This is a genomic window from Pseudomonas sp. SWRI77, assembly GCF_014269105.1.
Taxonomy (GTDB): domain Bacteria; phylum Pseudomonadota; class Gammaproteobacteria; order Pseudomonadales; family Pseudomonadaceae; genus Aquipseudomonas; species Aquipseudomonas capeferrum.
In genome coordinates this window covers 159,373-182,091 of record NZ_JABWRV010000006.1, presented here as the reverse complement: position 1 = coordinate 182,091, position 22,719 = coordinate 159,373, and the positions used below count along the sequence as shown (strand labels likewise).

The window sequence follows — 22,719 nt, the reverse complement described above, 5'->3', positions numbered from 1 at the left end:
ACTAGGCGGCCCCGCTCACTTTTTCCAGGCCCGGCGCAAGCGCATCAGCGCATTGGCAATGTCGGCCTCCGGCACTGCGGCAAACCCCAGCACCAACCCCGCACGGTTATCCACAGCCACCTGGCTGTCCTCCAGCCAATAGCTACTCAGCGGATTTACCTCAACCCCTACCGCTTCTCCCGTGGCGACCAGTTCTTGCTCGCGCGCAAAGTTATCCACATCCACCTTCACATGCAGCCCCGCCGCGACTTCCGGCATACCACCCAACCCAGGCACATCCAGCGGCCAACCAGCCTTGAGTACATTGCGCCGGCTCAACGCCGCCCGGCGCATACGCCGGATGTGGCGCTGGAAATGCCCCTGGGCCATGAACTCGGCCATCACGCACTGGCTACCCACTTCCGAATGCCGCATGGCCAGCGCCCGCCCTTGGCTGAACGCCTGTACCAAGCGCGCAGGCAACACCAGGTAGCCCAGACGCAACGCGGGAAAGGCAATTTTGCCGAACGTGCCGACGTACAGCACCCGCCCCTGTCGGTCCAGCGCCGCCAGCGGTGCCAATGGTGCACCGCTGTAGCGGTACTCCCCATCGTAATCGTCTTCGATGATCCAGCCATCGTTGCGCTCGGCCCAGGCCAGCAATGCCAGGCGTCGCGCCAGGCTCATGGTCACCCCGGTGGGGTACTGATGCGCCGGCGTGACGTAGGCCAGGCGGCAGTCCGCCAATTGTACGAGGCGCTCACAGTCCATGCCCTCTTCATCCACCGGTACGCCCATCACCTTGCCCCCTGCCACGGCAAAGGTATGCCCAGCGGCCCGATAGCCAGGATTTTCCACAGCTACCCCCTCGCCAGGCTGCAACAGCAACTGTGCACAAAGGCTGATGGCCTGCTGTGCACCACTGGTGATCACAATTTGTTCAGCCGTGCACGAAAGGCCCCGTGAACGCCGCAGATAGGCCGCGATCAGCTCGCGAAGCTGCAGCTCACCCGCCGGGTCACCGTAACCCAGCTGCGCAGGGTCCGGGTTACGCCAGAAAGCCGCTTGCAGCTTGGCCCACACGTCAAACGGGAACAGATCGAAGGCAGGGATGCCGACCCTGAACGCACGTGGGGCGCCACTTCTAGGAACGGGCAAGTGGTTACTTTTCAGACGCTCAAGCGCCTCGCTGGAGCGCTCAGAGCTGGATAAATCCTCAGCATTTTCTAAAGAAAATGTGGATAAACCTGTTGATAACCCTAGGGATAACCCTGTGGACAGTTGTGTGGATAGTTTTTCAAGCTGAATCACATAGGTGCCGTCGCCCACCCGGCTTTCGATATACCCCTCGGCATACAACTGGTCATAGGCACGCACCACGCTGTTGCGCGACAGCGCCAGTATCGCCGCCAAGTCACGGCTGGCCGGCAATCGCGTACCACTGCTCAGGCGCCCATCCAACACCCGCGCACGCAAGGCCTGGTAGAGCTGCTGGCTGAGCCCGCGGCGGCGGTCGAGCACGATGCCAGCCGGGTCGAAAGGCAATATGAGGGGGCGCTTGTTCACCGTATTGGACCTATCAAATCAGCCATTAATGGATCTTACACAGAACCAATAGCCTGCCTAGGATGGAGCCATTCGACAAGGAACCCGCCATGTACAACAGCAAGCCCCACCAGGAACATGACCTAGCACGCCTGCACCGGCACATGGCCGATACGCGCCTCGCCGTCCTCATCAGCCACGGTGAACACGGCTTGCAGGCGACCCACCTGCCCGTCCTGGTCGACACCCAGCAAGGCGAGTTTGGCACGGTCTACGCGCACCTGGCCCGGGCCAACGTTCAGTGGCAAGACCTGCAGCAAGGCGCTGAAGCGCTGCTGGTGTTCCCCGGTGCCGACGCCTATGTCAGCCCGAGCTATTACCCCAGCAAGGCCGACAACCCCAAGGTGGTCCCCACCTGGAACTACCTGGCGGTGCACGCCTATGGCCCAGTCGAAGTCATCCACGAGGCCGAGCCGCTGCTGCAGATCGTCAGCCGCCTGACCGAGCGCCATGAGCACGGCCGCAGCGAACCCTGGAAAGTGTCCGACGCCCCCAGCGACTACCTTGAAGGCATGCTCCGCGCCATTGTCGGCATTCGCCTGCCGATCACGCGCCTGCAAGGGGCCCGCAAGCTCAGCCAGAACCGTTCGGCCGAGGACATCGCCGGAGTGCGTCAAAGCCTCGGCGACAGTGCCGACTACCAGGACAACCAACTTGCAGCGCACATGCGCCAACTCTGAAGGAAAAGCCCATGCCCAGCGTCACTCTGCGCCCCGTGAGCGCCAACGACCATCCCGCCTGGCTTGCCCTGTGGCAGGCTTACCTGCGCTTCTATGAGACCGAATTGCCCGAAGCGGTCAGCACCAGCACCTGGCAGCGCCTGCTGGACAGCCACGAGCCGACCCACTCTGCCCTGGCCTGGGTCGATGGCAAGGCAGTGGGGATGGTCAACTGGATCTACCATCGTTCCAACTGGAGCATCGAGAACTCGTGCTACCTGCAGGACCTCTATGTGGATGGCACGCAACGCGGCCTGGGCATCGGTCGCCAGCTGATCGAGCATGTCTACGCCACCGCAAAGGCGGCCGGCTGTGCCAAGGTGCACTGGCTGACCCACGAAACCAACGCCACCGCCATCAGCCTGTACCAGCAGGTTGCCGAGCGGCCGGGCTTCATTCAATTCCGCAAAGGGTTGTAGCCACGACATGACCGACGCACTGAACTGGAAACCCGCCAAGGCACCCACGGCAGACACCATCGAGGGCCGCTTCATCCGCCTTGAAAAACTCGACCCGGCACGTCACGGCGACGACCTGTGGAACGTCTTGCAAGGCCCGCAAGCCGACCCGGCCCTGTGGGATTACCTGCCCTATGGCCCATTCCCCGAACGCGGCGCCTTCGACCGTTGGCTGCAAGGCCATGCCGCCAGCCTTGATCCGTTGTTCTACACCGTTATCGACCGCCCAACCGGCCAGGCCCAGGGCATTCTCAGCCTGATGTCGATCGTGCCCGACCATGGCCGCATCGAGATCGGCCACATCGCCTTCGGCGCCGCCATGCAGCGCACGCCAAAGGGGACCGAAGCGGTGTACCTGCTGGGCAAGCTGGGTTTCGAGCTGGGCAACCGCAGGCTCGAGTGGAAGTGCAACAACGCCAATGCCCGCTCCAAGCGCGCGGCGCAGCGGTTCGGCTTTGTCTATGAGGGGGTGTTCCGCAAGCACCTGGTGGTCAAGGACCACAACCGGGATACCGCGTGGTACTCGATCACCGATGACGAGTGGCCAACGGTAGCGGCGGGGTTCGAGCGCTGGTTGAGTGCCGACAACCAACGCCCTGAAGGGCAAGCCAGGACGCTGGAAGCCTGCCGCAACGCGTGATCAGGCCAGCTTGGCCCTGAGTTCTGCAATGTGCTCCGGGCCGATACCACAGCAACCGCCGAGCAGGCTGGCACCGCGTTGGCGCCAGCTGCTGGCCCAGCTCAGATAACCCGGCGGGTCGAGGTCTTCGCGCAGCTCATCCAGGCCATCGTTGGCGGTGGCGTCCTTGGGTTGCGGGGGGAAGGCATTGGCGTAAGCGCCAATGGCGATGTCCACGCCCAAGCGCTCGAAAGCCTCGCGCGCAACATCCAGCGCAGCACCGATCACTTCGGGCTGGCTGCAGTTGAACAACAACGCACTGACGCCCAGCTCGGCAATCGCTTCGGCTGCCGCGGCAACGGTCTGCCCGGAGCGCAGGCGCGGCACGTCCACGACGCCTTCATCTTCAAGGGTGAACGACACCCAGAACGGCCTGCCGTCCTGCGGCAGGTGCGAGCTGATGGCCCGCACTTCTTCAATCGAGCTCTGGGTTTCGGCCAACCACAGGTCCACATAAGGCGCCAGCCCTGCCAGGAGCGGTGTCAGTACTTCGCTGACCCGCTCCGGCTGATACAGGTCCGGGCGGTAAGAGCCGAACAGCGGCGGCAACGACCCGGCAACACGAACAGGTACGGCAGCCGCATCGGCTGCGGCACGGGCCAGTTGCCCTGCCGTTGCGGCCAATGCGCGCCCTTCCTGGGCGAAGCGCGCTTCCCCAATATGGAACGGCACAACCGCATAGCTGTTGCTGGTGATGACCTGCGCCCCGGCCTCGATATACGCCGCATGCACCGCCACCACCGCTTCAGGTGCTTCGCTCAAGGCCAACGCTGACCATTCGGGCTGCCGGAACGGCGCACCACGACGCTGCAGCTCTCGCCCCATACCGCCATCCAGAATTACCAGCGATCGTTCGCCCATATGCCTATCACTTATATGTTTATAAATAAAATTCATTAGTGTGTAACTTGTTATAACTATTAAATACCCGAAACGGATTGTCCAACAACTTTTTCAGGTATCTCCATGCGCTTGCTTCCCTTGCTCGGCACCGGCCTCATCGCCCTGTGTGCCACCACTCAGGCCTTCGCCGGTGCCACGCTGGACCGAGTGCAAGCGCGCAAGGAAATGGTCAACGTGCTGATGGAAAGCTATCCGCCGTTCTCGTTTCTGAACGATCAGAACCAGCTGGATGGTTTCGACGTGGATGTGGCCAAGGCCGTCGCCGACAAGCTGGGCGTCAAGCTGCGCCTGGAAACACCCTCCTGGGATGTGATTGCTGCAGGGCGCTGGAGCGGACGTTATGACCTTTGTGTGTGCTCCATGACCCCAAGCAAGGCGCGCGCCGAGGTGTTTGATTTCCCGGTGGAGTACTACGCCTCGCCTGCGGTGATCGTGGTCAACGCCAAGGACGAACGCATCCATTCGGCCAAAGACCTGGACGGCCTGAAGGTCGGCCTGACCAGCGCCTCCAGCTACGAGAGCTACTTGAACAAGAACCTGGTCATCGAGGGTGATGAGGACAAGAAGATCGACTATCCCTTCGAGATGGTGCAGATCGCCCCTTATGACACTGACAACGTCGCCTTCCAGGACCTGGGCCTGGGCGCAGGTGTGCGCCTGGATGCCATCCTGACCAACCTGGTCACCGCCCAGCCGCGCCTGGATCAGGACAAGCGCTTCAAATTGGCCGGTGCGCCGCTGTACGAAGAACCCAATTCGGTGGCGATTGAAAAAGGCGACCCCGAGTGGGATGCCAAGCTGCGTCAGGTATTCGCCGAGCTGAAGGCCGACGGCACCTTGGCCAAGCTGTCACAGAAATGGATCGGCGCCGATATCAGTAAATGAGTGCTCAACAACCTGCCCCGCGTCCCGCCGTCAAAGCGTCGGGCACACAACTGTTCGGCTTTCGCACACGCCTGTACCTGACCTGGGTCGGGTTGTTTGTGCTGTTTGCCGCGTTCTTCCTCAGCTTTGACTTGAAGTTTTCGATCATTGTCGAAAAATTCCCGTATCTGGCGGGGTTCAAGCTGGGGCCGAATGGCTTTTTGCAAGGCGCGGCACTGACCCTGTTCCTGTGCCTGTGCTCGATAGTGGTTTCCGTGGCACTGGGCTTCGCCGCCGCGCTGGCACGGCTGTCGAGCAGCGCGGTGCTGTTGGGCATCGCCAGCTTCTACACGTCGTTTTTCCGTGGCACGCCACTGCTGATCCAGATCCTGCTGATCTACCTGGGCCTGCCGCAGCTGGGCGTGGTCCCTGGGGCCATCAGCGCCGGCATCATTGCCCTGTCGCTGAACTATGGCGCCTACCTCAGCGAAATTTTCCGCGCCGGCATCCTCGGTGTGGCGCCTGGGCAACGTCAGGCAGCAATGGCCCTGGGCCTTCACCCTGCGCAGATCTTCTGGCACGTCACCCTGCCCCAGGCCATGCGCACCATCATCCCGCCGAGCGCGAACCAGTTCATTTCAATGCTCAAGGATTCATCGCTGATTTCGGTGATGGGCGTGTGGGAAGTGATGTTCCTGGCCCAGTCCTACGGCCGCTCCAGCTACCGCTACCTGGAGATGCTGACGACTGCAGCGGTGATCTACTGGGTGCTGTCGATTCTGCTGGAGCTGGTGCAGGCCAAGCTGGAAAGGCACTTTGGCAAGGGCTATCAGCAGTGAGGGTCAGGTGATCTGACGCTGGCGCCTGACCACACCTATCTGCAAGCCGAACGGGCGAAGTACCGCATTCATTGATTTGAGGGTAGGGTTCCCCTCGCCCCGTTCGTTCAGTCGTTCTGAACGCTAAAAATATGCATTAAAATGCACATTTTTGACAATTATCTTCAATAATATGCAATCTAATGCATAAAAAAGGGGAGCATCCGCTCCCCAGAGGTAAACCGCTAGTTAAACGAAGGTTTCCATCAACCTTCGATCTCGATCAGGATCTCGCCCGGCGTCACGCGGTCGCCCTTGGCCACGTGGATGGCCACGACCTTGCCGGCGATGGCCGCCTGCACTTCGGTCTCCATCTTCATGGCTTCGGTGATCAGCACGGCCTGGCCGGCCTTGACCATGTCACCTTCCTTGACCAGTACATCGACGATGTTGCCTGGCATGGTGGTGCTGACGTGGCCTGGGTCGGTGGCTTGCTTGCGCTTGCTGCCGCCACCGCCGACGAACTCGTTGAGCGGCTCGAACACCACTTCTTCCGGCATGCCGTCAATCGACAGGTAGAAGTGACGCTTGCCCTCTGCCTTGACGCCCACACCGGTGATGTCGACGCGATAGGTTTCGCCGTGCACGTCGATGACGAACTCGGTCGGTACGCCTTCGCCGCCGGGTGCGGCGATGGCCCCGGCTTCAGGGATCGGCAAGAGGGCTTCCGGGGTCAGGGTGCCGGCTTCGCGTTCCTCAAGGAACTTGCGCCCGATGTCCGGGAACATGGCGAAGGTCAACACGTCTTCTTCGCAGCGGGCCAAGGCGCCGATGTCGCCACGCAGCTTGGTCATTTCTGGCTTGAGCAGGTCGGCCGGGCGCACGTCGATTACTTCTTCGCTGCCGATCGCCTGGCGGCGCAGTTGTTCGTTGACCACGCCTGGGGCCTTGCCATAACCGCCTTGCAGGTACAGCTTCACCTCGTTGGTGATGGTCTTGTAGCGCTCGCCGGCCAACACGTTGAAGAACGCCTGGGTGCCGACGATCTGCGAGGTCGGGGTTACCAGCGGTGGGAAGCCGAGGTCTTCACGCACGCGCGGGATTTCCGCCAGCACTTCGTTCATGCGGTTGAGGGCGCCCTGCTCCTTGAGCTGGTTGGCCAGGTTGGAAATCATGCCGCCCGGTACCTGGTTGACCTGTACTCGGGTATCCACCGCTGTGAATTCGCTTTCGAACTGGTGGTACTTCTTGCGCACGGCGTAGAAGTACAGGCCGATTTCCTGCAGCAGTTCCAGGTCCAGGCCGGTGTCGAACTCGCTGCCCTTGAGCGCGGCGACCATCGACTCGGTGCCCGGGTGGCTGGTGCCCCAGGCGAAGCTGGAGATTGCCGTATCGATATGATCAGCGCCGTTTTCCACGGCCTTGAGCTGGCACATGGCAGCCAGGCCAGCGGTGTCGTGGGAGTGGATGAACACCGGCAGCGACTGCTCGGCTTTCAGCGCCTTGACCAGCTCGCCCGTGGCATACGGGGTCAGCAGGCCGGCCATGTCCTTGATCGCCACCGAGTCGCAACCCATGGCTTCCATCTGCTTGGCCTGGTTAACGAAGGCTTCGATGGTGTGCACCGGGCTGGTGGTGTAGGCGATGGTGCCCTGGGCGTGCTTGCCGGCGGCCTTGACCGCTTCAATGGCCACGCGCAGGTTACGCACATCGTTCATCGCGTCGAAAACACGGAAGACGTCGATGCCGTTTACCGCAGCCTTGGCGACAAAGGCCTTGACCACGTCATCGCTGTAGTGGCGGTAGCCCAGCAGGTTCTGGCCGCGCAACAGCATTTGCAAGCGGGTGTTGGGCAGTGCGGCGCGCAGTTTGCGCAGGCGCTCCCACGGGTCTTCCTTGAGGAAGCGCACGCAGGCATCGAAGGTGGCGCCACCCCAGACTTCCAGCGACCAGTAGCCGACCTTGTCGAGCTTGTCGCAGATCGGCAGCATGTCTTCGGTACGCATGCGGGTGGCCAGCAGGGACTGGTGGGCGTCGCGCAGGATCGTGTCGGTTACGTGAATTTTCTTGGACATTGTTATCTCCTCATAGCGGCAAGCTTCAAGCTACAAGCGCCAAGAAAAGCTGGTCTGCTTTTACTTGTAGCTTGCCGCTTACAGCTTGCAGCTGCATTCATAGGCCTGCGTGGGCGGCGATGGCGGCGGCGATGGCCAGGGCCAGCTCTTCGGGTTTGCGCTTGATCGAGTAGTTGGTCAGTTCAGGGTGGCTTTCGACGAAGCTGGTGTTGAACTGGCCGCTACGGAATTCCGGGTTGCGCAGGATTTCCTGGTAATACGCAGCAGTGGTCTTCACCCCCTGCACGCGCATGTCGTCCAGGGCCCGCAGGCCGCGGTCCATGGCTTCTTCCCAGGTCAACGCCCAGACCACCAGCTTCAGGCACATGGAGTCATAGAAGGGCGGAATGGTATAGCCGGTGTAGATCGCCGTGTCGGTGCGCACGCCTGGACCGCCGGGTGCGTAATAGCGGGTGATCTTGCCGAAGCTGGGCAGGAAGTTGTTCTTCGGGTCTTCAGCGTTGATACGGAACTGCAGCGCGTAGCCGCGGTGCTGGATGTCTTCCTGCTTGACCGACAGCGGCAGGCCCGAAGCGATGCGGATCTGCTCGCGAACGATGTCCAGGCCGGTGATTTCTTCGGTGATGGTGTGCTCCACCTGCACCCGGGTGTTCATCTCCATGAAGTACACCTCGCCATCGGCGAGCAAGAACTCCACGGTACCGGCGTTTTCGTAATTCACGGCCTTGGCTGCACGCACCGCGAGGTCGCCGATGTAGGCGCGCTGCTCGGGAGTCAGCTGAGGGCTCGGGGCAATCTCGATGAGCTTCTGGTTGCGGCGCTGGATCGAGCAATCGCGCTCGAACAGGTGCACCACGCTGCCGAAGCTGTCACCCAGGATCTGCGCCTCGATGTGCTTGGGGTTGACGATGCACTTTTCCAGAAACACTTCCGCAGAGCCAAAAGCCTTGGTGGCCTCGGAGATCACGCGGGGGAAGTTCTGTTCCAGTTCTTCACGGCTGTTGCAACGGCGAATGCCGCGGCCACCACCGCCGGAAGTGGCCTTGAGCATCACCGGATAGCCGATGCGGTCACCTTCGCTCAGGGCTTCATGGATATCGGCAACGTTGCCTTCGGTGCCCGGTGTCACCGGTACGCCGGCCTTGATCATGGCGCGGCGCGCTTCGGTCTTGTCGCCCATGCGGCGAATGACTTCGGCAGCCGGGCCGATGAACTTGATCCCGCGCTCGGCGCAGATCTCTGCCAGTTCAGCGTTTTCCGACAAGAAACCGTAACCTGGGTGCAGGGCATCACAACCGGTTTCGACAGCGAGGTTCACCAGCTTGCGCGGGTTCAGGTAACCGGCCAGTGGCTCGGCTCCGATGCTGTGGGCCTCGTCAGCGCGCTTGACGTGCAGCGCATGACGGTCGGCGTCGGAATAGATCGCTACCGAGCGTATGCCCATCTCGGCGCAGGCACGCACGATGCGGACTGCGATTTCACCTCGGTTGGCGATCAGGATTTTTTTTATCACTGGAGTCTTCCCAAAGCCGTAGGAACAGTCGAGCCGGTTCTACCGGTCGGCGCGTGACCAGACGTTGCTGGCCAGTCGCACATTCACCCTAGCGCTGTAGGTCGATAAACAAAAATCAATATTTGTTAGGGTCAGTATTAGCAAAAGCTTATAGTGCCGTAACAAGGTTTTGCCGGAGCCGCGACAAAAATGCGTAAGTCCTTGATGCGTATGACTTTGCGTCAATTGCAGATCTTCAATGAGGTGTGCGATTTACGCTCCTACAGCCGTGCGGCCGAGGAAATGGCGCTCACGCAACCCGCCGTTAGTCTACAGATTCGCCAGCTCGAAGAGCTTATCGGCCAGCCGCTGTTCGAGTACGTCGGCAAGAAGCTTTACCTGACCGAGGCAGCCGAAGCCCTGCAACGTGCCAGCCGGGATATCTTTGGCCGCCTGGAAAGCCTCGACATGCAGCTGTCGGACATGCAGGGCTCACTGCAAGGGCAGTTGAAACTGGCGATCGAGTCCAGTGCCAAGTACTTCGTGCCACACCTGTTCGCCGCCTTCAAGCAGCGCCACCCGGAGGTCAACCTGACACTCACGGTGGTCAACCGCGCCCAGGCGATCCGGCGCCTTTCGGACAACCGTGACGATTTGATCATCATGTCGATGGTGCCGCAGGACATGGGGCTGGAATTCCTGCCGTTTCTGAACAATCCGATCGTCGCCGTGGCCCCGCCGGATCATCCGCTGTGCAAGCTCGACCACCTGCGCCTGCAAGACCTTGAGCCTCATACGCTGCTGGTCCGCGAACAAGGTTCGGGTACGCGCAAGGCTTGTGAGGAATACTTCAAGGACAAACGCGTGCACTTCACCCAGACCCTCGAAGTGGCATCGGCAGATGCCCAGCGCGAATGCGTGATCGCCGGCTTGGGCATTGCCCTGCTCACCCGCCATGCCTTGAACATGGAGCTGGCTGCGGGCGTGCTCAAAGAGTTGCCGGTGGAGGAACTGCCGCTGTACCGCAGTTGGTGCGTGGTACAGGCCAAGGCCAAGCGGCAGTCGCCGGTGGCCCTGGCATTCTTGGCGTTCATCCGCAGCGAACGGGTGCTGATCAGCGCGATTGTTGAGCGTTTTTCGGGGAAGATGCTGCCGAAGTCTGCCACACCGTGAGCGCTTGCAGCTCAGGGTAGTCAACCAAGTCACGGAGCAATTGACGCTGGTCGCAGTAGCTTTCGATAGCGCGGCGATACTCCATCCGGCGCTGATCCTTTTCCTGCTGCTTGCGAGCCTTGGCGTTGGGTTGGTACGTACCGTCGAAGTCACGAGCCATTGCCTGTCTCCCAGTTAGGATGCGGGAGTTTCAGACTGGCTTCGGGAGTTTACGGTTTTGCGCCAGGGCGGTTACAAAATGGTGAATTTTGCCTGCCTGCGCAGGCGATGAGGCCCGCGCAGACGCCGCAAGTCAATCGTCGGTGGCTTTGATCGACTTGGGCGATAGGCGCAGGCTGCGCAAGCTGCGCTTCACGCTCTTGAGGTGGTTGACCAGGCTCGGTCCACGCGCCATGGCAACACCCATGGCCAGCACATCGATCACCACCAGGTGGGCGATACGCGAGGTCAGCGGCGTATAGATTTCGGTGTCTTCATGCACATCGATGGCCAGGTTGACGGTCGAAAGCTCGGCCAAGGGGGTGGCGCTCGGGCACAGGGTAATCAGGTTGGCGCCACTCTCACGCACCAGGTTGGCGGTAATCAGCAGGTCTTTGGAACGGCCCGACTGGGAGATGCACACCGCCACGTCGCCCGGCTTCAAGGTGACCGCCGACATGGCCTGCATGTGCGGGTCGGAATAGGCCGCCGCGCTGAGCAGCAGGCGGAAGAACTTGTGCTGGGCATCGGCAGCCACCGCGCCCGATGCGCCAAAGCCATAAAACTCTACCCGCTGCGCCTGGGCCATGGCGCTCACGGCCTGCTGCAGCGCTTGTGGGTCGAGGTGCTCGCGCACCTCCATCAGCGTATGCAAGGTAGTGTCGAAGATCTTCAGGCTGTAATCGGCTACCGAGTCGTCTTCATGGATCGCGAACTGCCCAAAGCTGGCCCCGGCGGCCAGGCTTTGCGCGAGTTTCAGCTTGAGGTCCTGAAAGCCTGAACAGCCAATCGCCCGGCAGAAACGTACGATGGTCGGTTCACTGATACCCACGTTGTGCGCCAGGTCGGCCATCGAGCTGTGCATGACGGCAGCCGGGTCTAGCAGCACGTGGTCGGCTACTTTCAGTTCCGATTTGCGCAGCAGGTGGCGCGATTGGGCGATATGTTGCAACAGATTCACGGGCTGGACTCGGTTATGATCGGCTGGCCGGGATGTAGCTTTCTTGTAGTTATACTACATGGGCGCCAACCCGCCCAGTTAAACGAACGTGGAGAGTGGTGGTTTGACTATTCCTTGCGACATTCTGGTCTTCGGTGGCACCGGCGATCTGGCCTTGCACAAATTGCTCCCGGCGCTCTATCACCTGTTTCGCGAGGCTCGTCTGAACAACGCGGTGCGGATCATCGCCCTGGCGCGGCGCAACCTGCCACGTAACGACTACCTGAAGCTCGCCGAGCGCCACTGCCGGGCGCAGATCGCGCGCAACGACTTCGACGAAGAGGTCTGGCAACGGTTCTCCGCCCGGCTCGACTACTTCCCGATGGACGCCTCGCAGAGTGCCGATTTCGGCCGGCTGGCTCGCTACCTCGGCGAGCCCGGCGGGCTGACCCGCATCTTCTACCTGGCCACCGCCCCCAACCTGTTCGTGCCCATCGCCAACCACCTGCGCATCGCCGGCCTGGCCGACCCCGAAGCCCGTATCGTGCTGGAAAAGCCGATCGGCCATTCACTGGCGTCCGCCACAGCCATCAACGAGGCGATCGGAGCGGTGTTCGAAGAAGCCCAGGTGTTCCGTATCGACCACTACCTGGGCAAGGAGACGGTGCAGAACCTGATGGCCCTGCGCTTCGCCAACGCCCTGCTGGAGCCAGTATGGCGTAACAGCCAGGTCGACCACGTACAGATCAGCGTCTGCGAAACCCTGGGTGTTGAGAACCGCGGCGGCTACTACGACCGCGCCGGCGCGACCCGCGACATGCTGCAGAACCACCTGCTGCAGTTGCTGTGCCTGGTGGCCATGGAGCCGCCGGCGCAGTTCGAGGCCGAGGCCGTGCGCGACGAGAAAGTGAAGATTCTGCGTGCGCTCAAGCCGATCTGCGGCCAGGACGTGCAGGACAAGACCGTGCGCGGGCAGTACGGTGCCGGGCACATCGGTGGCCAGGAAGTACCCGCTTACTATTTCGAGAAGGACGTGGACAACGACAGCGACACCGAAACCTTCGTGGCCGTGCACGCTCACGTCGATAACTGGCGCTGGGCCGGGGTGCCGTTCTACCTGCGCACCGGCAAGCGCATGGCGCGCCGCTCGTCGCAGATCGTCATTCAGTTCAAGCCCGTGCCGCATGAGCTGTTCAACGGCGGCCAGGTCAACCAGCTGCTGATTCAGCTACAGCCGCAAGAGCGCATCAGCCTGCGCATGATGACCAAGAGCCCGGGCAAGGGCATGCGCCTGGAGCCGGTCGACCTGGACCTGAACCTGGCCCAGGTATTCGGCCAGACCCGCCGCTGGGAAGCCTATGAGCGCCTGCTGCTGGACGTGCTGGAAGGTGATTCGACGCTGTTCATGCGCCGCGATGAAGTCGAAGCGGCCTGGGCCTGGATAGACCCGATCATCAAAGGCTGGGAAGAGCACTTTCAGGCCCCGCGCCATTACGCCGCCGGTAGTAACGGGCCGGAGCAGGCCAACAGCCTGCTGGCCAGGCACGGCAGCCATTGGCATGGCTGAAAGCCTGCCCGATCCCATTACCCCTTTGGAGCAGAGACAGTAGCGCTGCGCCTGCTGGCGCACACCTCAAACTGCAAAGGGATCCATCATGAGCAAAATCGAAAACCTCTATGCGTACAACAGCGAAGTGCCAGGCGAACCGGTCTGCTTCGAAGTTCAGGGAACGGTGACCGTTGCTCACCCAGGCATCGAACCCGTTCTGGTGGCGCCCAAGATTCGCCACAAAGGTGGCTGGGAAGTGCTTCAGCTGAAACTGGAGGACAAGGGGGGCATCAACCCGCAGGTCCTGACCCAGAAGCCGGTATTCTTCAGGCGCGAAGGCGGGACTTCGTGGAAGCGGCTGGAGATCATTCACGCCGAAGGTTCGCAAATGGTCGAGATCGGCCACCGGGTAGCAATCAACTGAGTCTGGCAGGGTGCTGTAGGCCAATCCGGATGAGCGACAGCACGTAAAGGTGGAAATTCATACAGTAGGCGTTTGCCCCGTAACCAGCCTGCCCCTAGAATGGCCGGATGCGCACAGACGACCTCTCCCTCCTGCTGAACTCCCTCAATGACGCCCAACGCCAGGCCGTAGCCGCCTCGCTTGGGCGTCAACTGGTGCTTGCCGGCGCCGGTTCCGGTAAAACCCGCGTGCTGGTGCACCGCATCGCCTGGCTGATCCAGGTCGAGCAGGCCTCGCCGCATTCGATCTTGTCGGTGACCTTCACCAACAAGGCTGCGGCAGAAATGCGCCAGCGCATCGAGCAGTTGCTGGGGATAAACCCGGCCGGCATGTGGGTGGGCACGTTCCACGGCCTGGCCCATCGCTTGTTGCGGGCTCACTGGCAGGAAGCCCGGCTGGTGCAGAACTTCCAGATTCTCGACAGCGACGACCAGCAGCGCCTGGTCAAGCGGGTGATGCGCGAGCTCGGCCTGGATGAACAAAAGTGGCCGGCACGCCAGGCTCAATGGTTCATCAACGGCCAGAAAGACGAAGGCTTGCGCCCTCAGCATATCCAGGCCGGCGGTGACCTGTTCCTGTCGACCATGCGCGATGTCTATACCGCCTACGAACAGGCCTGCGAACGCGCTGGGGTCATCGACTTCTCCGAACTGCTGCTGCGCGCCCTCGACCTGTGGCGCGATCACCCCGGGCTGCTGGAGCACTATCAGCGCCGCTTCAGCCATGTGCTGGTGGATGAGTTCCAGGACACCAACGCCGTGCAGTACGCCTGGTTGCGCCTGCTCGCGCGCGGCGGCCAGAGCCTGATGGCGGTGGGCGACGATGACCAGTCGATCTATGGCTGGCGCGGCGCCAAGATCGAGAACATCCACCAGTACACGGCCGACTTCCCAGACGCCGAAATGATCCGCCTGGAGCAGAACTACCGCTCCACCGGCGGCATCCTCAAGGCGGCCAACGCCCTGATCGCCAACAACAGCGGGCGCCTGGGCAAAGAACTGTGGACCGACATGGGCGAAGGCGAGCCGCTGACCCTGTACGCGGCCTACAACGAACACGATGAAGCGCGCTATGTGGTAGAAACCATCGAGAGCCTGGTCAAGCAAGGCAATGCGCGCAACGAAATCGCTATTCTGTATCGTTCCAACGCCCAGTCGCGGGTGCTGGAAGAAGCCCTGTTGCGCGAACGCATCCCCTACCGCATCTATGGCGGCCAGCGCTTCTTCGAACGTGCCGAAATCAAGAACGCCATGGCCTACCTGCGCCTGCTCGAAGGCCGTGGCAACGATGCGGCGCTGGAGCGGGTAATCAACGTGCCGCCGCGCGGTATCGGCGAAAAAACCGTCGAAGCCATTCGCGATCACGCCCGCCACAGCCAGCTGTCGATGTGGGAAGCCATGTGCCAGCTGCTCGCCGCCAAGGCCCTCAAGGGCCGTGCTGCCAGTGCGTTGGGTGCCTTCATAGAACTGATCGAGGGGTTGGCCGCCAAGGTCGTGGACATGCCGCTGCATACCATGACCCAGACCACCATCGAACAGTCCGGCCTGATCATCTATCACCAGGAAGAAAAGGGTGAAAAGGGCCAGGCACGGGTGGAAAACCTTGAGGAACTGGTCAGCGCAGCGCGCAACTTCGAGGCCGGCGACGAAGACGCCGACCTCTCGCCGCTCTCGGCCTTCCTCGGCCACGCCTCGCTCGAAGCGGGCGACGCCCAGGCCGATGAACATGAAGACAGCATCCAGCTGATGACCTTGCACAGCGCCAAAGGCCTGGAATTCCCCTATGTGTTCCTGGTGGGCATGGAAGAAGGGCTGTTCCCGCACAAGATGAGCCTGGAAGAGCCTGGCCGCCTGGAAGAGGAACGCCGCCTGGCCTATGTGGGCATTACCCGTGCCATGCGCCAGCTGGTCATGACCTATGCCGAAACACGTCGCCTGTATGGCAGCGAGACCTACAATAAAGTGTCGCGTTTCGTACGCGAGATTCCGCCAGGTCTGGTTCAGGAAGTGCGCTTGTCCAACAGTGTCAGCCGCCCGTTCGGCGGCGCAAAGGTCGCCACCAGCAACCTGTTCGCCAATGCCAATATTCCGCAGACCGCCTTCAACCTCGGCCAGCGCGTGCAACATGCGGTGTTTGGCGAGGGGGTGATACTCAACTTCGAGGGCTCTGGCGCCCAGGCACGGGTACAGGTGAACTTTGCCGAAGGCAGCAAGTGGCTGATGCTGGGGTATGCCAAGCTGGAGGCCATCTGAGGCTGTACGCGGGCAGCCCCGCGTACAGGCGGTTACAGGCACGCTTGTAACATTCAGGCAAAAGCTCGAAACATTATGTCGCTGGTCATGTGCCCGGGAACCTGTGCACCATGACGCGCGTGCAATCCACAACAGGGGATATCCCACTTATGCAACGTTTTCTTAGCATCGCTCTGGCGCTCTGCGTCGGCTTGACGCTGAGCCTGGACGCCAGCGCCAAGCGTTTCGGCGGCGGCAAGAGCTCGGGCTCCGCGCCTATTCACCAGACCCGCCAGGCCACGCCAACCACGCCTGCCGCCGCGCCGACCGCACCTGGCCGTGCGCCGGCCGCCGCCAGCGGTGCTTCGCGCTGGCTGGGCCCACTGGCCGGCCTCGCCGCCGGTGGCCTGCTGGCCTCCATGTTCATGGGGGACGGCTTCCAAGGCATGCAGATCATGGACTTCCTGATCATGGGCCTGATCGCGTTTCTGGTGTTCCGCTTCATTGCCGCGCGTCGCCGCCAGCAGCAGCCGCAAATGGCCTCACCTGGCCATGCGCCGTTCCAGCGTGAAGCTCACGGCCAGCCTGCCCAGCCGTCGGTCTTCGGTGGTTCGGCCGCACCTGCTGCCGCAGCCGCTCCGGTGATCAAAGCGCCGGCCTGGTTCAATGAGCAGAGCTTCCTGGCCGCCGCGCAAAGCCACTTCCAGTCGCTGCAGCAGCACTGGGATGCCAACGAGATGGACAAGATCGCCGAGTTCGTCACGCCGCAGATGCTCGAGTTCCTCAAGCGCGAGCGCGCCGAGTTGGGTGATGGCTTCCAGGCTACCTACATCGACAACCTCGAAGTACAGCTGGATGGTGTCGATGATCGCGCCGACCGTACCGACGCCACCCTGACCTTCCGTGGCGTGTCGAAGACCTCGCGCTTCGACCAGGGCGAAGTGTTCAGCGAAAGCTGGCACATGGTTCGCGCCCAGGGCGAGAACCAGCCTTGGCTGGTCGCCGGTATCCGTCAAAACGGTTAACCGACACGCGTTGTACAAAAACCCCGGGCTCTGTCCCGGGGTTTTTGCTTTTGCCACAGCGGCCTACTAGGGTATAACGCGCAGCGTTATCATCAAGGTCAGAGGAAGTGAACCGTGGAAGAAGTGATCGAACAACTCCGTGAAGCCAATGAGCCGGTACCGGTGCCCTTGGAGCTTCCCGATGAAGATCAGCTGGTGGAAGTCGAAGAACAGCTGTTCATCAACATTCCCTTTGTGTTCAAGGAGTTCCTGCTGACCGTCAGTGATGTGGTCTACGGCTCGCTCGAACCGGTCACGATCACCGACCCGCAATCGCATACCTACCTGCCGGACGTTGCATCCAATGCCTGGGATGCTGGCGTGCCACGCGACCTGATCCCGATTTGCCAGGACGGTGATAACTATTACTGCGTCGAGGAAGACGGCACGGTAGTGCTGTGGGATGCCGAAGACGAGATCGTGGGTGAAGACAGCTGGGAATCGGTGTGGCACTGGGCGCGGGACGTGTGGCTGGAAAGCTGATCGCGCGCCTACAAGTCGCCAGGCCTTCTACGCCTGGCGACATCGCTACCGCTCCATCCCCTCGGACGACGGTGAAATCTTGCGCAGTGAGCCTTGCTGCCTCAATGCGTATTCTCGCGGCTGTTCTCCAGCGTCTCCAGCAAGGCAATCTGCATGCGGGTATGCACGCGGATGAACCAACGCCACAGCAACGCCACCACCACCGCCGCCACTACCGCAATCACCAGCAGCAGTTCACTGGTGGGCAGGATGCTGGCCGATAGCGCCGACAGCAGCAAGAAGATCACCAGCAACGACAGCAGCGGGATCACCTCGGCGATCACCCGCCGCACTCGCTGGGTATGGCGCCCCGCCATTTCAGGCTTAACGCCCATTTCCGCCAGCAGCATCGACAGCGCCTTGAGCTTGCGATACGCCGCAATCAGGAAGGGCAGCGACAGCAGCAACGCCGCGCCCCAGATCATCGCCTTTTGCTGGCTGACATCGGCGACCCACTCGCTGAGCCAATTGCCAATGCGCCCGGCAAAGTAGCCCCCGCTGAAGAAGATGGCGATCACCAGCGCCAGGTTGACGCCAACCTGCAACAGGATGCGCCGGATCATCGCCGCAAGCACGGCACCCTCGCCCTGCGGCTGGATGTTGCGCAACCACTCGCCATACAGCGACAGCACACGCGCCAGACGGCTGGGCACCACCTTGCCAAGTTTCAGCGAGAGCGGGTCGGCCGCACGGATCAGGTAAGGCGTCAGCAGCGTGGTGATTGCCGAAACCGCCACGGCCACCGGGTAGAGGAAATCGCTGGTTACCTGCAGCGTCATGCCCAGCGCAGCGATGATGAAAGAGAACTCGCCAATCTGGGAAAGCCCCATGCCAACCCGCAGCGAAGTGCGGCCGTCATTACCGGCGATAAACGCTCCCATGCCACAGGACAACATCTTGCCCAGCACCACCGCCACGGTGATGACCACGATCGGCCAGGCGTAGTCGATCAGTACTTGAGGGTCGATCATCAGGCCGATGGCGACAAAGAAGATGGCGCTGAACAGATCGCGTACCGGTTCGATCAGCCGTTCGATCTTCAGCAGTTGGCGCGATTCGGCCATGATCGCGCCAATCAGGAAGGCACCAAGGACCATGCTGTATTCCAGCTTCACCACCAGCAAACAGAAACCGAAACACAGGCCCAACACGGTGATAAGCAACATCTCGTTGCTTTCGAATTTCGCCACATATGCCAGCAAACGCGGCACCAGCAAAATGCCGATGACCAGCGCGACGATCATGAACAGCGACAGTTTGCCGACCGTGGAAAACACCTCGCCAGAGCTGACCGTGCCGCTGACGGCGATGCCCGACAGCAAGGCGATGATGCCGATACCCAGAATGTCCTCGACGATCAGCACGCCGAAAATCAGCTGGGCGAAGCGCTCGTTCTTCATCTTCAGGTCGTTGAGTGCCTTGACGATGATGGTCGTCGAGGAGATGGCCAGGATGGCGCCGAGGAACAACGCGTCCATGGTGTTCCAACCAAACCAGCGACCGATCTCGAAACCGATCCAGATCATCAGCACGATTTCCAGGAACGCCGCGATAAACGCCGTGGCACCGACCTTGAACAGCTTGCGCAGGCTGAACTCAAGGCCCAGGCAGAACATCAGGAAGATCACCCCCAGCTCGGCCAGGGTCTTGATGGTGTCTTCGTCGTGGATCAGGCCAAATGGCGGCGTGTGCGGGCCGATGATGAAGCCGGCGACGATGTAGCCCAGCACCACGGGCTGCTTGAGCCGGTGGAAAATAATCGTGACCACCCCGGCTACCAGCATGATCACTGCCAGGTCCTGGATGAAGCTGATGGCATGCATGGCGCGATACTCCTTTTCTCGATGCCCGGGCAGACCGCTCCTCTGCCAAGGCAAACCGAGCGAGCAGCAAGTACATACTGTATTGAATGCAGGAAAGCCCATGTTGCATGGGCGTACTCAGGTTAACATCGCACCCCGCCGCTCAACGTCGGTGCAATATGTAGAAACAGATCGGCAGGTTAAGCGCTGCCGATGGCGTGATCAGCGTGACGACGGAGCGTCAGCCAACGTCCCGTACCAGGAAGGCAAACTCAAAGAGGGGAAACAGAAGTGTCAGCAGATACCCGCCCCGATTCAGCGCAACCACACCGTGAGCACACTATGGAACCTGGAAACGCCCAGCTGAGCATGACCGTCCTGATGACCCCGGACATGGCCAACTTCTCCGGCAACGTGCACGGCGGCACCCTGCTCAAATACCTGGATGAAGTGGCCTATGCCTGCGCCAGCCGTTATGCCGGCAGCTACGTGGTGACCTTGTCGGTCGACCAGGTGATTTTCCGCGAACCCGTGCACGTCGGCGAACTGGTGACATTCCTTGCGTCGGTCAACTACACCGGCAACACCTCGATGGAGGTGGGCATCAAGGTGGTGACCGAGAACATTCGCGAACGCTCCGTGCGTCACTCCAACAGCTGCTTCTTCACCATGGTGGCGGTCGACGACAACCGCCGCCCGGTAGCGGTGCCGCCGCGCCAGCCGCACAGCAGCGAGGAAAAGCGCCGGTTCCTGCAGGGCCAGCAACGCCGGCAGATCCGCCAAGAGCTGGAAAAGCGCTACCAGGACCTGAAAACCGACGCCAACTAGTACGCCAGGCGCTGCGCCTCGAAGCGTACGCGCGGGTGGGCGATGCGATCCTGGGCCCGCACCAGCTGCAACTCGTAGGTGGCGCTGGCCTGGGTTTCGAGCAGTACTTCATGTACCGCAGCACCAGCGTACTCGAACGCCTGCAGCCAGTTGTCCCCGAGCAACACACGGGCCAGAAACAGGCCCGAAGTCAGGTCGCCCACCCCCACCGGTTGACGCGGAAATGCCAGCAGCGGGCGACGCAGGTGCCAGCTTTGCTCGGCCGTCACCAGCAGCATCTCGAACTGGTCTTCGGCGCGCCCCGGGTAGGCCAGGTGCTTGACCACGACGACCTGCGGCCCACGCGCGAGCAGGCTGCGCGCCATCTGCACGCAATCTTCCAGCGACTGTGCGCGGCGGCCACAGAAGCTGTCCAGCTCCAACTGGTTAGGGCAAAGGATGTCCGCCTTGGCGGCCGCCTCCTCCAGCAGAAACTCGCTGACCTCGTGCGGCACGATGCAGCCTTTCTCAGGGTGGCCCATGACCGGGTCACACAGGTACAACGCCTTGGGGTTCACCGCCTTGATGCGCTCGACGCCAGCCAGGATCGCCCGCCCTTGTTCAGCACTGCCCAGGTAGCCAGACAGCACCGCATCGCAGTGGCCCAGTTCGCCGATGTTGGAAATACCTTCCACCAACGCAGGAATTTGCGCGGGAGCAAGCACTTCGCCAGCCCACTGGCCATACTGAGTATGATTGGAGAACTGCACGGTATTGAGCGGCCAGACATTGACCCCGATACGCTGCATGGGAAACACCGCGGCGCTGTTGCCGGCGTGGCCGAACACCACGTGGGACTGGATGGCGAGCAGGTGCGGGGTACGTTTCATGCGGGAGATTTCCAAAGCTGTTTCAAGGATTGTGCGCAGCGCAGTATGAACTCGATTGCCACCTGTACGACAGGCCAGGGACGCAGTTAAGCTGGTTCGACCTGTTTGGAGCATATGCAAATGTTGACCCTGGAGAATGTCTTCGTCCTGATGCTGGTAGCCACGGCAGGCGCCTGGTTGTGGCATAACCATGGGCTGCGCGAAAAAGCCCTGGAGCGGGTCAAGCAGCATTGCGCCAAGCTCGACCTCGAACTGCTGGACGATGCCGTCGCCCTCAAGCGCATCGGCTTTGTTCGTGATGCCAACGGCAAGAAGCGCCTGGCGCGGATCTACGCCTTCGAGTTCACCGTCACCGGCGAGCAACGCCACCCAGGCACGGTGACCCAGTTCGGTGCCCACAGCGTGCAGATCGAACTGGCGCCCTACCCGTTCGAGATCAAGACGCCGCCACGCACCGACAATGTCATCGAGATGCAGCAGTGGCGCCAAGAGCATAACCGCTGGCGCAACTGATCAGACGCCAAGGCATTCCCTCAAACCGGCCTGCAGAGCCGGCTGCGGTTGAGCTTGAGCAAAAATCAGCTCGATGCGCGTATCCCTGCGCCAGTCGCTCGGCTGCCAGTCCGGCAGCACGCCCTCAAGCCCATTGAATGATTGCCAGCCGTGCGCAGTGTGGATAACTCCCTTGGCGCGGAGCCATGGCCAGCCGTGTAAAAACGCCCGAATCCGCTGTGGATAAAACTGCCGACTCGGATGCCAGCGCCAGCCAATACTCCAGCCCCCCTCACCTTGTTGCACCAGGCAGATAGGCTCATCGGGCCTATTCCATAGGGCTGCGGGGGTATTTCCAAGATTGTCGACAATCCTGTTATCCACATATTCAATGGAAATAGCCCCTGTGGATGAAACGGGAAGCACCGCAAGTGGTAGGTTTCCGTGGCTGGCCCACAGTATATCTTTTTCATTAAACTTCTTAGTTATCAACAACCTATGGCATTCATCCACAGCCTCTGACTTGTTGAAAACCACAGCCTTGGCAGCATCAAAAGCCTGCAGTTGAGCCTCAGGCAGGGCCTCGCCCCGTGCCATTTTCTGTGCGTCCACAACCATCAAAAGTGGCTGGATTGTCAGCACTCCTGCCCAAGGGGCCTGCTTGAGTTGGGTGAGTAACTGCAAGGGATGGCCGAGGCCGGAAGGCTCGATGAACAGCCGATCAGGCCGAGACTTGCGCAGCAACCGGCCCAAGCCAACCTGAAACGGCATGCCGTTGACACAGCACAGGCAGCCCCCTGCGACCTCGCCGATGGCAATGCCGTCTTCATCGCGGCTGAGTAGCGCAGCGTCGAGCCCCACCAGCCCAAATTCGTTGATCAACACGGCCCAACGTTCGTCAGGCGGGCGCTGCGCCAGCAAATGGCGGATCAATGTGGTCTTGCCGGCGCCCAGTGGGCCGGCAATCACGTGGGTAGGAATGTTCTGCAACATGGC

The 22,719-nt window shown here is 61.4% G+C and carries 22 protein-coding genes and 1 pseudogene; 13 read left to right on the top strand and 10 right to left on the bottom strand.

All coding sequences use genetic code 11. The features are described 5' to 3' along the window. Positions 1-15 precede the first annotated feature (15 nt). A complete protein-coding gene (locus HU766_RS08925) occupies positions 16-1,545 on the bottom strand; it encodes an aminotransferase class I/II-fold pyridoxal phosphate-dependent enzyme (RefSeq protein ID WP_186655568.1) in 1,530 nt (509 codons plus the stop codon). An 89-nt stretch (positions 1,546-1,634) separates the two neighbouring features. Here HU766_RS08925 and HU766_RS08920 point away from each other — a divergent pair, with 89 nt between their 5' ends. Genes HU766_RS08920 through HU766_RS08910 form a run of 3 tightly spaced genes read left to right on the top strand, consistent with a single transcriptional unit; the run spans position 1,635 to position 3,401 of the window. Next, complete coding sequence (locus HU766_RS08920) at positions 1,635-2,264, top strand: FMN-binding negative transcriptional regulator (RefSeq protein WP_033702393.1); 630 nt, start codon at positions 1,635-1,637, stop codon at positions 2,262-2,264. 11 nt (positions 2,265-2,275) lie between these two features. Next, complete coding sequence (locus HU766_RS08915; RefSeq protein WP_047582522.1) at positions 2,276-2,722, top strand: GNAT family N-acetyltransferase; 447 nt, start codon at positions 2,276-2,278, stop codon at positions 2,720-2,722. Positions 2,723-2,729: 7 nt separating this feature from the next. Continuing rightward, a complete protein-coding gene (locus HU766_RS08910) occupies positions 2,730-3,401 on the top strand; it encodes a GNAT family protein (RefSeq protein WP_033702396.1) in 672 nt (223 codons plus the stop codon). Here the strand turns inward: HU766_RS08910 and HU766_RS08905 are convergent, their stop codons facing one another. Further along, positions 3,402-4,301 carry a homocysteine S-methyltransferase family protein gene (locus HU766_RS08905; RefSeq protein WP_186655565.1) on the bottom strand — a complete coding sequence of 300 codons (900 nt, stop codon included), beginning with the start codon at positions 4,299-4,301 and terminating at the stop codon, positions 3,402-3,404. 105 nt (positions 4,302-4,406) lie between these two features. Here HU766_RS08905 and HU766_RS08900 point away from each other — a divergent pair, with 105 nt between their 5' ends. Together HU766_RS08900 and HU766_RS08895 are read left to right on the top strand one after the other, a co-directional pair. Beyond that, entirely contained in the window at positions 4,407-5,228 is an 822-nt protein-coding gene (locus HU766_RS08900; RefSeq protein WP_047582518.1) for an ABC transporter substrate-binding protein, read from the top strand. Beyond that, positions 5,225-6,046, top strand: a complete 822-nt coding sequence (locus tag HU766_RS08895; RefSeq protein WP_186655562.1) for an amino acid ABC transporter permease — start codon at positions 5,225-5,227, stop codon at positions 6,044-6,046. The genes HU766_RS08900 and HU766_RS08895 overlap by 4 nt, the downstream gene beginning before the upstream one ends. A gap of 3 nt (positions 6,047-6,049) precedes the next feature. On the opposite strand, the pseudogene HU766_RS26165 reads toward HU766_RS08895, so the two are convergent. From HU766_RS26165 to HU766_RS08885, 3 genes and pseudogenes are all read right to left on the bottom strand, one after another. Continuing rightward, positions 6,050-6,151 (bottom strand): annotated as a pseudogene (locus tag HU766_RS26165) (transcriptional regulator); the annotation flags it as partial. A 140-nt stretch (positions 6,152-6,291) separates the two neighbouring features. Next, positions 6,292-8,100, bottom strand: a complete 1,809-nt coding sequence (gene oadA / locus HU766_RS08890) for a sodium-extruding oxaloacetate decarboxylase subunit alpha (protein WP_033702401.1) — start codon at positions 8,098-8,100, stop codon at positions 6,292-6,294. 97 nt (positions 8,101-8,197) lie between these two features. Beyond that, the gene (locus HU766_RS08885; RefSeq protein WP_033702402.1) at positions 8,198-9,613 is read right to left on the bottom strand and encodes an acetyl-CoA carboxylase biotin carboxylase subunit; all 1,416 of its coding nucleotides are present in this window, start codon (positions 9,611-9,613) and stop codon (positions 8,198-8,200) included. Between the two features lie 189 nt (positions 9,614-9,802). On the opposite strand from HU766_RS08885, the gene HU766_RS08880 reads away from it, so the two are divergent. Further along, positions 9,803-10,765, top strand: coding sequence for a LysR family transcriptional regulator (locus HU766_RS08880; RefSeq protein ID WP_033702403.1), 963 nt, complete (start codon positions 9,803-9,805; stop codon positions 10,763-10,765). Here HU766_RS08880 and HU766_RS26160 read toward each other — a convergent pair. Both HU766_RS26160 and hexR read right to left on the bottom strand, forming a co-directional pair. Continuing rightward, a complete protein-coding gene (locus HU766_RS26160; RefSeq protein WP_077068708.1) occupies positions 10,707-10,925 on the bottom strand; it encodes a hypothetical protein in 219 nt (72 codons plus the stop codon). The genes HU766_RS08880 and HU766_RS26160 overlap by 59 nt on opposite strands. A 132-nt stretch (positions 10,926-11,057) precedes the next feature. Then, on the bottom strand, positions 11,058-11,924 hold the full coding sequence (hexR, locus tag HU766_RS08875) for a transcriptional regulator HexR (RefSeq protein WP_027592102.1): 867 nt from the start codon (positions 11,922-11,924) through the stop codon (positions 11,058-11,060). A gap of 103 nt (positions 11,925-12,027) precedes the next feature. Between hexR and zwf the strand changes: the two genes are divergently transcribed. The 5 genes from zwf (at position 12,028) to HU766_RS08850 (ending at position 17,693) form a co-directional block, all read left to right on the top strand. After that, positions 12,028-13,470: a glucose-6-phosphate dehydrogenase gene (zwf, locus tag HU766_RS08870; protein ID WP_033702404.1), complete on the top strand. Its 1,443-nt coding sequence runs from the start codon at positions 12,028-12,030 to the stop codon at positions 13,468-13,470. 88 nt (positions 13,471-13,558) lie between these two features. After that, complete coding sequence (locus HU766_RS08865) at positions 13,559-13,876, top strand: hypothetical protein (RefSeq protein ID WP_186655559.1); 318 nt, start codon at positions 13,559-13,561, stop codon at positions 13,874-13,876. Positions 13,877-13,983: 107 nt separating this feature from the next. Continuing rightward, a complete protein-coding gene (gene uvrD / locus HU766_RS08860; RefSeq protein WP_186655556.1) occupies positions 13,984-16,167 on the top strand; it encodes a DNA helicase II in 2,184 nt (727 codons plus the stop codon). 149 nt (positions 16,168-16,316) lie between these two features. Then, the gene (locus HU766_RS08855) at positions 16,317-17,171 is read left to right on the top strand and encodes a TIM44-like domain-containing protein (protein ID WP_186655552.1); all 855 of its coding nucleotides are present in this window, start codon (positions 16,317-16,319) and stop codon (positions 17,169-17,171) included. Positions 17,172-17,285: 114 nt separating this feature from the next. Beyond that, a complete protein-coding gene (locus tag HU766_RS08850) occupies positions 17,286-17,693 on the top strand; it encodes an SMI1/KNR4 family protein (RefSeq protein WP_033702408.1) in 408 nt (135 codons plus the stop codon). Between the two features lie 101 nt (positions 17,694-17,794). Here HU766_RS08850 and HU766_RS08845 read toward each other — a convergent pair whose 3' ends face one another. Next, a complete protein-coding gene (locus tag HU766_RS08845) occupies positions 17,795-19,555 on the bottom strand; it encodes a cation:proton antiporter (RefSeq protein WP_033702409.1) in 1,761 nt (586 codons plus the stop codon). 321 nt (positions 19,556-19,876) lie between these two features. On the opposite strand from HU766_RS08845, the gene HU766_RS08840 reads away from it, so the two are divergent. Continuing rightward, positions 19,877-20,362: an acyl-CoA thioesterase gene (locus HU766_RS08840; RefSeq protein WP_186655542.1), complete on the top strand. Its 486-nt coding sequence runs from the start codon at positions 19,877-19,879 to the stop codon at positions 20,360-20,362. Here HU766_RS08840 and pdxY read toward each other — a convergent pair. Further along, on the bottom strand, positions 20,359-21,231 hold the full coding sequence (gene pdxY / locus HU766_RS08835) for a pyridoxal kinase PdxY (protein ID WP_186655539.1): 873 nt from the start codon (positions 21,229-21,231) through the stop codon (positions 20,359-20,361). The genes HU766_RS08840 and pdxY overlap by 4 nt on opposite strands. 120 nt (positions 21,232-21,351) lie before the next feature. Here pdxY and HU766_RS08830 point away from each other — a divergent pair, with 120 nt between their 5' ends. After that, positions 21,352-21,744, top strand: coding sequence for a DUF3301 domain-containing protein (locus tag HU766_RS08830; protein ID WP_095063947.1), 393 nt, complete (start codon positions 21,352-21,354; stop codon positions 21,742-21,744). On the opposite strand, the gene HU766_RS08825 is transcribed toward HU766_RS08830, so the two are convergent. After that, positions 21,745-22,716, bottom strand: a complete 972-nt coding sequence (locus tag HU766_RS08825) for a CobW family GTP-binding protein (protein ID WP_186655537.1) — start codon at positions 22,714-22,716, stop codon at positions 21,745-21,747. Positions 22,717-22,719 lie beyond the last annotated feature (3 nt).